Origin of the sequence: Kitasatospora sp. NPDC059577 (assembly GCF_042735475.1) — a bacterium.
In the GTDB taxonomy this organism is placed as follows: Bacteria; Actinomycetota; Actinomycetes; order Streptomycetales; family Streptomycetaceae; genus Kitasatospora.
Genome location: NZ_JBHWBZ010000122.1, coordinates 1 through 5,586, shown reverse-complemented (window position 1 = coordinate 5,586; position 5,586 = coordinate 1). Strand labels below are relative to the sequence as shown.

The window sequence follows — 5,586 nt, the reverse complement described above, 5'->3', positions numbered from 1 at the left end:
TCGCGATGATCGGCCTCATGACCCGCCGACTCACCGGAGAATCCACCCCGACCTGGCGCGGAACCTGACCCCCGAAACCAGGGACGAAACGCCCAGTCAGAGCTCCTGATCAAGCGCCCTGGTCGTCAGCCTCAGGCCGGAGGTCTGGTAGAAGGCATGGGCAGCCGCGTTGAAGTCCCAGACCTGAGTTACCAGTCGTCGGCAGCCGGCGGCCCGTCCGATCTCACGCACCTCCTCCAGCAGCGCCGAGCCCACGCCGCTTCGTGAAACGCTCGGGTCCACGGCGATCTGCCGAAGCGAGATGACCGAGTCACCAACGGTGAGCGCGCTGCCGTGCCGTTCGATGAGTTCGGCCATTGCGTAGCCGATGGGCTGACCATCGGGTGCCTCGGCGATGAGAAAGGTCACATGAGGATCCGCCAACTGGCTGATCAGCAGCGCTTCGAGAGCTTCTGGCGAAGGCGTTCCAACGAAGAGGTCGGGCCTATTGTCGGCATGTGCCTTGTGCGCGATGGCGGTGAGCGCCGCGAGTGTCACGAGGTCGTCCGCGGAGGCAGCGCGAATGGTAGTCATACCGGCATCCTCTACCCTCGCCCGCTAGGCATGCCACGGAGTTGTCACGGAGCAATGGCGGCAGACCCCGTCTGCGCCTGGGAAGCCACGCCACCGCCACCTCCTGCCAAAGCTCCCCTGGCCTCCCCCACCACCTCCGAGCCCATCTCCCCGCCCCTGCTCCCAACCGCGCCGGGCCTCCGGACCGGAAAGCAGGCTCAGCATCCAGGGGCCGGAGGAGGGCCGCCAGGCTCGTGAGCGGAGGTATTCATGCAGGCGGGTCTGGGTCGAGGTCCAGCGGCGCCCACTCCCGGCAGCGGCGCTCGGCGTGCCAGCGCACCAGCCGGTCTCCCCACACCACGCACCCACCCACACGCTCGGGAAGGCGACGGCCATGTAGACGTCCGGGTCGGACTCCGGTGCCGCGAGGCGTAGCTGCCCGGCCGGCAGGTCCGCGGTTACCGCCCCGTCCAGCCGGACCCGGTAGGCACGGGGCAGGCCCGGCTCGATGTCCTGGCCGTCGTGGTCGGGCTGCCATACCGGGACGTCGATCAGCCCGGCCCGGCCCTGGTACTCGCCGCCGGTGATCCGCACGACGTCGTCCCGTCCCCAGGCGCTGCGCTCGGCCGCCAGCGCCAGGGAGACAGCCTCGGCGGCCCCCACCAGAACGTTCACGCCCTCGTCGCCTCGTGCCCGTCCGCGCAGCCCGTCGGCCAGGTGCCACAGCAGCGGCCCGAGCCTCACCTCTTGACCGTCCGCGCGGAGGTCCTCCAGCGCGGCCGCCACGACGTCGATGACCGCCGCGCGGGCATCCGTCGCGACGATCTCCAGGGCCTACTCCTATGCCCATCTCCGCTGCTCCACAGCCGTGGCCGGGGCGCCGCTCGTGATCCAGTTGCCGACCGTGGTGGTCGAGAGCCGGGACCGATGATGTCGCTTCGCTAGCTCCTGGTTGGCCAGCGTGATCGTATTTGTCTGATTCCTGCCCTGAAGTGCCTTGCGCTCCAGCTCCCGCAGTGCCTCACACAGCGCGGCCCGTCCTGGGCTCAATTCCGCTGTCTTGCTCACCTGCGTGTTTCCACTTCATCCGGATCCATCCGATCCATCCAGTTATAAGAGATACCCGCATGAGCTGGCTTTTTGTCGGCCCGATCCAGGTGATCCCGCGGGCCTTCGTGGGCCCTGCTCCGACATGTCAGTTTGTCTCCAGAGCCGCTCAACGGGGGCAGCGCAGCCGAAGGGACCACCATGAACCTCAACGCCTGGGCCCTCGTGCCTGTGTCCGGCATGCTGATTGTGGCCATCGCAGCCGTAATGATCGTCATCCGTCGCGCTCAAGGACACCGCGCCACACGATCGTGTCCCTGTTCTGAGGGCCGTCGCCGAGGTTGTCGCCGGGTTGCTACAAGGGCGAGTAGGTCTGGTACTTGCCCTGCAGGGACGAGGCGGCTGCACCGGCCACATCGGACCGGGGACCGGCTGCGCACTCGTGGAGAAACCTCGTGACCTGATGCCTCGGCCAACCCGCTGCGGCAGCCGCGGCCCAGAACCGGAGACCGTCGTGGGGGCCCAAAGGCTCAAGGAAGCCCAGGACGTGGTCGATCGTGGCCGTGTCCGGGCACAGCCGCTGCATCGCCACGGCACGCAACGCGCCGTCGGCAAGCATCGGGGTACCGCTGTCCAGGCACCAGCGCAGGGAGTCGCCTGTGGCCGCGAGTGCGCTCAGCCGCACGATGGCGTCGCCGAGCGCGGTGTACACCATGGTCGCCTCGAACGGGCGCTGAGCAAGGTCCCGGAGTAGGCCGAGCGCGGGGCGGTGACCGCACATCCCCAGTGCCATGACCATCTGGTACTGGGTCTCCCACGTACGGGAGTCACGAACCTCCCGCTCAAGGGCCTCCAGGAGCGGCGGACCCGCTGCGGGATCGGCAAGTCGGCGCAGCCGCGTCGCGGCGCAACGCCGCTTCGGCGACAACCGGTGACCGAGCTGCTCCACGGCCTCATCCAACGTCAACACCATCACGGTCCCTGTCTGCTCGGCTTCGTTCCCGGCGCAGCGTAGGCCCCCTACCGACACCGCCTGCCAGGCAGCTGGGGGATGCGCCCGCTCCGGTGTCCTGGGCCGAGGAGGGGACCCGATCGATGAACACGGCCGGACGGTTGGCGTCGGTGTACTCGTCCGCGATGTTGAAGACGCTGGCGCACACCGGGCATTCCGCCTCGCCGAAGAGGTGGGCGATCCCGTCGGCGAGCACCGCCTGCCCGTCGCGGACCGCGGTCCGGTGCATCCACTGGCCGGTACTGGTGAGTTCCTCGGCAACGGCCGGTCGCAGGTCCCGTCGCAGGTCCCGTCGCAGCTCCTCGTCGCCGTCCCACACCTGCGAGTAGCACCCGAACCGGCCGACGACGATCTTCATCGCCACAGCGCAGTGCGGGCATTCCAGCTCGTAGATGTCGTCCGTGAAGCCCTCCAGAGCGTTCGCCCAGTGGTACTCCTGCGCGACGGCGAGCAGAGCACGGAAGGAGACGAGGTAGTCGGCCGGCCGCGACCGCAGGTGCCGGTCCAGCGCCTCGCCGAACTCCTCGATCGTGCCGGCGCAGTCGGCCAGCAGGTCGTCGCAGCCGTGGTGCCCGGCCGCGCGCTCGAGGATCCGCCCCGCCAAGGCGCGCGCCTGCACGCTGCGCGGCGCGAGGCGCACCAGCTGCGGCAGGACGGCGAAGCCGGCCGGGAAGACCAGGTCGCCCTCGAGGACGAGCCGCCAGCCCAGCTCCTGCCACGCATCCGCGTCGTCCCGGTGCTCCAGCTGCGCCAGGAGCGCCGGGACGCGATCGACATCGAATCTGCTGTCGCGTATGCGTGCCCAGTCCACCACCCCGGTATTGAATCAGTGAGCCTCATGGCCCTCACTGGAGAAGCATTAAGGCCACCACCCCGTGGGTAGCGGCCTCCGGATCCCGGTTCTGCAAGTCGGCACCGGCAAGCAGAACCCGGTGTCGACTGGGCCGCGGGCCTCAAAAGGTGGACCACTCGGTGCCCGGGAGGTGGTCCCAGGTGGCGACCACCCAGTGATAAGGCATGAACACCGGCCGGGAGAGGGCGACGTCTTCGGCCCGCTGCGCGCGCAGCACGAGTCCCAGCTTCCGCGATCCCGGGTCTCCCGTGTGGGTGTAGACCAGGCCGCCCTCTTGCATCCCGCGGTCGAGCAGCCACCGTTCGAGTTCGGAGGGCACACGCCCGACCAGCGGCGTGCCTCCAGCACGACCTGGGGGCCGGTTCGCGCGTCGACGGCCACGCAAGCCAGGCCCGGTTCGGTTCCTTCGTAGTAGGTGCTCACGCCCAGCGCAGGGAAGTGAGCTTCCCGGAGTCGGGGTCCACTGCCCGGTGAGTGCTGCCACCTGCTGTTCGGCGCCTCGTCGCCGAGGGCTTGCTCCACGTCCTGCGGGCTCATGCCGAAATGCACGGGCCCGACCCCGACAAACGGGGTGAACGTCCAGTGGGCGCGGCCCTCGCTTATCACGACAGCCCGACTGCCCGCCGTCGGCCCCTGTTCTGTCACAGGCTCGGGTTCAAGTCGTTCAACTAGGTCGGCAGGGCCGGGCTGCGGCACGGGTTCGGGCCGCTGGACAGGTTGGAGTTCTCCCGTCCGCCGGCGTGCGAGCCAGGTCGGCTCCGCGGTGTCCTCGGGGCGTTCGGCCAGCCACAGGTGGGCGTCCGCCGAGGCCTGCGGGTCGGCCCAGGGGTCCTCGGCCACGGTGGCTGCCTCTCGTTCGGCGCGGCAGAGCACTTCCTCCTTCGCGGTCAGGTCGTCGATGTCCTGGCCCCAGGCCTGCAGGCAACGACGGGCGATCCACCGGTAGCGGGAGTTCGCGCTGACAGCCAGGATCCGGCGCACGGCTGGCGCAGTCGCCGGAATGTGATGCACGAGTTCCGGAGCAGCGAGCAGCAGGGCGGCGGCGGCGAGAGCGGCCTCCCGCACGCTCGGGTCCGCATCGTCCAGGAAGACCGCGATGTCGGCGTGGAGCGCGAGCCGCACGGCCTGGCTCGCCGCGACGTGACCGGACGCACCAGGGCCCTCGTACGACGGACAGGACACCGTGTCGGCGAACCGGCCCAGCCAGTTCAAAAGCTCCGCGCGCAGCGGCCGACGGCCCGGCCGCCCCTCCCACAGGGCTTCGGTGCAGGTACGCGGATCGCCGAGGACCGCGGCGACGTACCGGGCCGCGGGCGCGGTGGCGGCGTGGACGGTCTCCTGGTGCAACACCAGGTTGTCGAGGTTGTGCACGGCCCGGACACGGCGGGCCGGGTCATTGTCGAGCAGGCCGAGCAGGATGTCCGGTGTGTCGGGTACACCGTGCATGCCAGTACAGACGTGGCGCAGTGCGCTCCAGTCGGTACCGGCAAACAGTGCCCGCGCGGCAGGAGGCAGACTCTCCAAACGGGCTGCATCATCGCTGATCATGCCCGGAGTATGACTGCCAGGCCAGACAGCCCGTCCTCCAGGACCTGGGCCCTATCGGACCGACGACCCGCATAGGGATCTGCATCAGAATGTCACCGGGCAGCGCCTCATAACGTCACCACACATCCGCATCCCTGTGGCACCTGGCACCCCTGATCCCACACGCCGCCCCAGCGACGAGCTGGTGACACCCACCCGCTCCCCAGTGACAACAAACCGCAGATTTGCAGCACAGCGCTGAGGCGGCTTCCGGTCCTGGTGAGAGTGGTGTCGGTGAGGCTGGGGCGGGGGCTTTCACGTTGCCGGTGCGGTTCCAGACGCCGGTGGATGAGAACGTGCTGGCGCTGTTCATCGCGTCGCGGGTGCTGGTCGGGGAGACGCAGCTGTGGCGTGAGGGGATTGGTCACGCGCGGCGGTGGTTCAAGGGGACCGGCGGGCTTGACGTTCCTTATTCCGCGATGGTCGGGGAGAATGGGAATTACCCGCTTGGAAAGTGGTTGTCGGACCGACGAGGCGAAAATGCGAATGGTGATCTGGCGTCATACCGGGTGGAGATGCTGGACGCGCTCGGGAT

Annotated in this window: 6 protein-coding genes; 1 reads left to right on the top strand and 5 read right to left on the bottom strand. The window is 69.0% G+C overall.

The window, feature by feature from the left end; all coding sequences use genetic code 11:
* Nucleotides 1-96: 96 nt before the first annotated feature.
* The 5 genes from ACFV0O_RS41075 to ACFV0O_RS41055 all read right to left on the bottom strand — a co-directional run bounded on the left by ACFV0O_RS41075 (nucleotide 97) and on the right by ACFV0O_RS41055 (nucleotide 5,012).
* Entirely contained in the window at nucleotides 97-573 is a 477-nt protein-coding gene (locus tag ACFV0O_RS41075; RefSeq protein WP_380350065.1) for a GNAT family N-acetyltransferase, read from the bottom strand.
* 24 nt (nucleotides 574-597) lie between these two features.
* On the bottom strand, nucleotides 598-1,338 hold the full coding sequence (locus ACFV0O_RS41070; RefSeq protein ID WP_380350063.1) for a hypothetical protein: 741 nt from the start codon (nucleotides 1,336-1,338) through the stop codon (nucleotides 598-600).
* Between the two features lie 616 nt (nucleotides 1,339-1,954).
* Nucleotides 1,955-2,572: a HEAT repeat domain-containing protein gene (locus ACFV0O_RS41065; protein ID WP_380350068.1), complete on the bottom strand. Its 618-nt coding sequence runs from the start codon at nucleotides 2,570-2,572 to the stop codon at nucleotides 1,955-1,957.
* Nucleotides 2,553-3,425 carry a hypothetical protein gene (locus ACFV0O_RS41060; protein ID WP_380350060.1) on the bottom strand — a complete coding sequence of 291 codons (873 nt, stop codon included), beginning with the start codon at nucleotides 3,423-3,425 and terminating at the stop codon, nucleotides 2,553-2,555. Before ACFV0O_RS41060 ends, ACFV0O_RS41065 begins: the two co-directional genes overlap by 20 nt.
* A gap of 45 nt (nucleotides 3,426-3,470) precedes the next feature.
* Entirely contained in the window at nucleotides 3,471-5,012 is a 1,542-nt protein-coding gene (locus tag ACFV0O_RS41055) for a hypothetical protein (protein ID WP_380350057.1), read from the bottom strand.
* Nucleotides 5,013-5,317: 305 nt separating this feature from the next.
* Here ACFV0O_RS41055 and ACFV0O_RS41050 point away from each other — a divergent pair.
* A partial coding sequence (locus ACFV0O_RS41050) for a helicase associated domain-containing protein (protein ID WP_380350054.1) occupies nucleotides 5,318-5,586 on the top strand: 269 nt, incomplete at its 3' end.

Bases quoted from the DNA above. Each gene is read 5' to 3' on its own strand.
- ACFV0O_RS41075 (WP_380350065.1), bottom strand. From the start codon at position 573: ATGACTACCATTCGCGCTGCCTCCGCGGACGACCTCGTGACACTCGCG.
- ACFV0O_RS41065 (WP_380350068.1), bottom strand. From the start codon at position 2,572: ATGGTGTTGACGTTGGATGAGGCCGTGGAGCAGCTCGGTCACCGGTTG.
- ACFV0O_RS41055 (WP_380350057.1), bottom strand. From the start codon at position 5,012: ATGATCAGCGATGATGCAGCCCGTTTGGAGAGTCTGCCTCCTGCCGCG.